Source organism: Microcystis sp. M53598_WE2 (assembly GCF_030067735.1).
Lineage (GTDB): Bacteria > Cyanobacteriota > Cyanobacteriia > Cyanobacteriales > Microcystaceae > Microcystis > Microcystis aeruginosa.
The window spans coordinates 1-4224 of record NZ_JASJFE010000027.1; the positions used below are offsets into that span (position 1 = coordinate 1).

A 4224-nucleotide genomic window follows, 5' to 3' on the forward strand; every position below is an offset into this window, starting at 1 on the left:
CCTATTCCAGAGAAACTATTAATGATTATTTTCAAGGCATTGTCAACACCTACGAATGGATTCCTTTAACTGTATTTCCCTAAAATTAAGACCTTTTTAGAGAAAGGTTCAAAAAGGCACTCTTGCAAGTGGGAATAATTATGAATGGGGAAGTGGGAAGTGGGGAGGTGGGTTTTTAAAGGAGGAAGGAAAATTTATTGTAATTTCTCAATGATACTGATAATGATTCTCTTTAGCTGGGGGAGATTGTTTTGAATCACTTTCCAGACGACTTTTTCATCAATTGCCCAATATTCATGAACTAATTTATCCCGCATACCTGCGATGTTTTTCCAAGGAATATTGGGATAATTAACTCTCACTTCATCAGGAATATTTTTGACTGCTTCCCCGATTATTTCAATTAATTTTACTGCCGAAAGAAATATTTCTATCTTAGTTGAAAATTCTGCAAAGCTTAGATCCTGAGTCATCTTTTCTAGTTGACAAATTGCCTCTAGAATGTCTTGCAAGAAATCTCTAAATTCCCGTTGCGTCATACATAAATAACCTCGGATAAAATTCTTTCTCTCCTTCTTCCTTTTAAGCCATTTTTACTGATAACATCCGCTTTTACCTTAAGTAAATCACTTAAATAATATTCCAGATCTACTAAATCTAGTAAACTAGGCGGTTCTGTATAATCTATCAGAATATTAACTTCACTATTTTCCTGCACTTCTCCTTTTACATAATCTCCAAAAATACCTAATTCACTGACATGATACTTTTCTTTTACTAAGGACTTAACTTGACCCAAAATCGCTTTAATTTCTTCTAAATTTTTCATGATGCTTACCTTCTAAGATAACGGAAAAGACTTCTACCCTACTGATCAAAATGTTATTTCCTGTATCTGTATTGTAGCAGATATCGGATGAAAGGATAAACCATACTCCTTGAAATCATGGGAATTGAGAGAGTTAGGCCAAAAATACCCCCTCAATTGACTGAATTAAGGGGGCATTTGTCGCAGATATTTATCAAGAAATTCCTCTGATGTTAAACAATCAAAATCAGCAATAATTTTGATTAATTCTCGATTTTCAGACAAAAAGATTTCTGCCGCACCATATTTGGCAGTTAGATAGATAAAAACATCTTCAGAAGGCACTAATTTTTCTGCAATTATCTGACTTGCTTCTGCTTTCATTGCAATCGTTTCTGGTATAAATAAGCAATTAAGATTCTGCCAGATTTGATCTACTATTTTGGCTGCTTTTGCCAACTCGTAAAATTTGGTTAATGAGTTCCTGGGAAATAATAACTTTGATTGAAGATTGATTATTGGGGGTATAATATCCTAACCATGTAAGAATTCGCTCTTGTGGTGAGAGGGGTTTTAATTGACCAATAATATAAATATTTGTATCTAAAAAAATTCTCCTCATTCATACCGCTCCTGAAATAGTTCTTGCTTCACTTTACGAATAAGCTCTAAAATCTGTTCATCAGTGTCGATACCTGCTTCTTTAAATGCAGCTTGCATCTTAGTACGAGCTTGTTCAAATTCTACTTGTTCATTTTGATCGGGAACAATAATAACAAGTTCAATCTCTGTGTCTGTTGGCAAATCTTGATGGGGTTGCTCGATAATTAATTGTCCATCTTTGATTTTGGCTTTAGTCTGAATAAATTGCATTTTTGATTTTTCCTCAGACTCAATCTGGTTTATTATATCTATCTTATCATTTTCGAGCGACTAATGTGTAAGAGGAAGATATATAAAAAAACAAAACCCCCTCAACTGACTGAATGAAGGGGCGATCGCAAGTTTTTTATTAATGGTTTTTAGGAGACTTTTGTGGTTTCCTTTTCTGAGGGTTTGGAGGGTTTTAGTTGGCACTTGAGGGTTATCTCCATACTTTCACCCGCATTATATCAAAATGATAATCATAGCTCCAAACAGGTAGATATAATTCGATTGAGATGATAGCAGTCAAAGCATCAACAATAGTAATAGTTTGATCAGGAAATTGTTTAGCTTTTGCTATAGCGGCGAAATACTGATTTTCTGTCGGATTGATCAGATTAGCAGATTCTAAGCAATTTTGTGTGAAATGATTGGCTTGTTCAAATCCTAATCTATATAGAAGCAAGCTGTAAATTCGGCTAAAACAGCGTCATGATTGATGGATGTGTCAGTATAGCCACTTCCTTTGGGTGCGGGAGATAAGTGAAAAGATTTTTTCGGTTTGGATAAATAGCCTTTCGCTATTAAAAATGATTCTATAGCCGTTTGTACTGTATCAGAAGAAGATACCTTATGCTCTTGATTGTAGGCGGCTAGAGCATTAATTATGGTGGTGGGTAGCTCAATCGTCACCTGTTGCATAACCAAAATCCTCTTGATTTAATCATGTCCCTATTATACAATAAACCCCCTCAACTGACTGAATGAAGGGGCATTTATCGTATTTTGTCAGCAATTTAGCCTACTTTTGTGGTTTCGTTTTCTGATGGTTTGAATGATTTTAGTTTGCGTTTCAGGGTTGAAGCTGCGCCTAATGCACCAAAGGAGCCAATAGCTAAAAGTCCAGCGGTTGAGGAGGGTTCAGGAACAATTTGTATAGCCCCAAGGCAGCTACCGGGGCAACCGCCATAGTCATAGCCCGGCCCCGGCCGGTTGAAGGTGCTACCAAAATCCGACCGGGTGAATACTTGATAATCTTTATTTTCAGTACCCCCTACATGGAAAGCTAAACCTCCAAACGAAAATTTACCGGCTGTATTCCCGGCTGGAAGCACTCCTGGAGCAAAGCCACCATTGGGATTGTAAAGGTTATCCGTCGGCGAGTGGGGAATCTGGTCTATGGTTGGAACACCATTGACAGGTGCATTAAAAACGCCAGAGCCTGCGGGAAGTATTGCAGTAATAGGGTTACTGATGCCGCCTTCAGTCTCCGTTCCCGTCACGCCAAGGATTTTGTAGCCTGTAAAGGTATAAGCTGGAGAAGTTAAACCACTGATTGGATCAGTGTAAGAAGGGGCGTTTATTGTTGTAAGCGTGTCCTCCGTAGTCAGATTCAGATCATATAAATCATCGCCAGGAAAAGTGGAAAAGACGAACCTGAAGCTAAGTTGAGCAGCAGGAGGAGCAGCGTGAGCAGGACTTGTAGATAGTCCGATTAGTGCAGTGGTTACAGCCGCTCCAAGAATCGCGGCTGAGATGCTGTTTTTCATTTTTTTTCTTCTCAATAGTGCGGTTATCCCCTCCCAGCTAGGTCAAAGCAACACCCCAACCCAACACCAAAGGGAGACAACGGGATTATACACATTCCCCCCCCCACAACTGTATCAAAAAATACAATTTAATAAATCTTTACATTCTTCTCCCTAGCTTAGGGATTCACAGGGGGAAGGAGTCTCAGGTGTTTTCCCCTGTTTTACCCCTTCTCAAGCGACCTATTGCCTTCCGTGAGGGATTGTGGCGCGGTATGTCGGATTTGCTGCTTAATTATTGGGAATTAATGAAATCTTGAGGATGAACGATGGTAATATTGGGAATAGGGATAAAGTCATCAGGATTAAAGGTTAATAAATGGGTAATGTTAGAAGCTTTCATGACAGCAAGAAGCCTAATATCATGAGTGCGTTTTCCTTTAATGTTGTAGATGGTGACTAATTGAAACCAAAGGGGAAAAATATCCGGCGTTTCTGCAATTAATGTAAAGTTATCTAATAAATCATTGACATAATTTGTAGCTTGTGCTGGAGTCCAACCTAAACCATTAACATCAAGGGGTCGGGTTGCAACTACCCAAAATTCAATTAAAACTTGAGGAATAATAACACATTCATTAGCTGTTTCGACGATTTGAGTAATTACATTATTAGCAAGAGAATAAGTTGCTGAAGACGTATCAGCCGCCCGAAGCAAAATGTTAGTATCCAGTAAATATTGAGTCATTAGTCTTCATACATAGTGTCACGGTGTAAAGCTTCATCAGGTAAATTCGCACTTGTTTTAGGAAGTTTAGCGATTACTTTCTGCCATTTTTGAGCTTTTTCCTGGGGAGTGAGACTATAATCTGGGGAAGGGAGGGAAATTCTTGAGGTGAGAGATTCGGTGAAGGATAACACTTCTTGTTGTTTTTCTAAGGGAAGTTTTCTTAGGTTTTTAATGATAACTTGTTCAATGTTCATTTGACTTAGACTAATAGGCAACCATATCAATCATATCTC

Annotated in this window: 8 protein-coding genes; all 8 read right to left on the reverse strand. The window is 38.1% G+C overall.

Features of this window, described 5'->3' with window-relative positions; all coding sequences use genetic code 11:
* Nucleotides 1-194: 194 nt before the first annotated feature.
* The 8 genes from PX636_RS00605 to PX636_RS00640 all read right to left on the reverse strand — a co-directional run bounded on the left by PX636_RS00605 (nt 195) and on the right by PX636_RS00640 (nt 4185).
* Nucleotides 195-539, reverse strand: a complete 345-nt coding sequence (locus PX636_RS00605) for a HepT-like ribonuclease domain-containing protein (RefSeq protein WP_002790755.1) — start codon at nt 537-539, stop codon at nt 195-197.
* Nucleotides 536-829 (reverse strand): nucleotidyltransferase family protein, encoded by a 294-nt coding sequence (locus PX636_RS00610; RefSeq protein WP_002757241.1) that lies wholly within the window; start codon nt 827-829, stop codon nt 536-538. The genes PX636_RS00605 and PX636_RS00610 overlap by 4 nt, the downstream gene beginning before the upstream one ends.
* 165 nt (nt 830-994) lie before the next feature.
* The gene (locus PX636_RS00615) at nt 995-1267 is read right to left on the reverse strand and encodes a PIN domain-containing protein (protein ID WP_164516976.1); all 273 of its coding nucleotides are present in this window, start codon (nt 1265-1267) and stop codon (nt 995-997) included.
* Nucleotides 1268-1426: 159 nt separating this feature from the next.
* A complete protein-coding gene (locus tag PX636_RS00620; protein WP_004162523.1) occupies nt 1427-1681 on the reverse strand; it encodes a hypothetical protein in 255 nt (84 codons plus the stop codon).
* 438 nt (nt 1682-2119) lie between these two features.
* Complete coding sequence (locus PX636_RS00625; protein WP_004162525.1) at nt 2120-2374, reverse strand: hypothetical protein; 255 nt, start codon at nt 2372-2374, stop codon at nt 2120-2122.
* Between the two features lie 95 nt (nt 2375-2469).
* A complete protein-coding gene (locus PX636_RS00630) occupies nt 2470-3222 on the reverse strand; it encodes a PEP-CTERM sorting domain-containing protein (RefSeq protein ID WP_288115894.1) in 753 nt (250 codons plus the stop codon).
* 274 nt (nt 3223-3496) lie between these two features.
* On the reverse strand, nt 3497-3949 hold the full coding sequence (locus tag PX636_RS00635; protein WP_002750618.1) for a type II toxin-antitoxin system VapC family toxin: 453 nt from the start codon (nt 3947-3949) through the stop codon (nt 3497-3499).
* On the reverse strand, nt 3949-4185 hold the full coding sequence (locus PX636_RS00640; RefSeq protein ID WP_008202209.1) for a hypothetical protein: 237 nt from the start codon (nt 4183-4185) through the stop codon (nt 3949-3951). Before PX636_RS00640 ends, PX636_RS00635 begins: the two co-directional genes overlap by 1 nt.
* Nucleotides 4186-4224 lie beyond the last annotated feature (39 nt).

Coding starts and splice junctions, on each gene's coding strand:
- PX636_RS00605 (WP_002790755.1), bottom strand. CDS start 539: ATGACGCAACGGGAATTTAGAGATTTCTTGCAAGACATTCTAGAGGCA.
- PX636_RS00610 (WP_002757241.1), bottom strand. CDS start 829: ATGAAAAATTTAGAAGAAATTAAAGCGATTTTGGGTCAAGTTAAGTCC.
- PX636_RS00620 (WP_004162523.1), bottom strand. CDS start 1,681: ATGCAATTTATTCAGACTAAAGCCAAAATCAAAGATGGACAATTAATT.
- PX636_RS00625 (WP_004162525.1), bottom strand. CDS start 2,374: ATGCAACAGGTGACGATTGAGCTACCCACCACCATAATTAATGCTCTA.
- PX636_RS00630 (WP_288115894.1), bottom strand. CDS start 3,222: ATGAAAAACAGCATCTCAGCCGCGATTCTTGGAGCGGCTGTAACCACT.
- PX636_RS00635 (WP_002750618.1), bottom strand. CDS start 3,949: ATGACTCAATATTTACTGGATACTAACATTTTGCTTCGGGCGGCTGAT.
- PX636_RS00640 (WP_008202209.1), bottom strand. CDS start 4,185: ATGAACATTGAACAAGTTATCATTAAAAACCTAAGAAAACTTCCCTTA.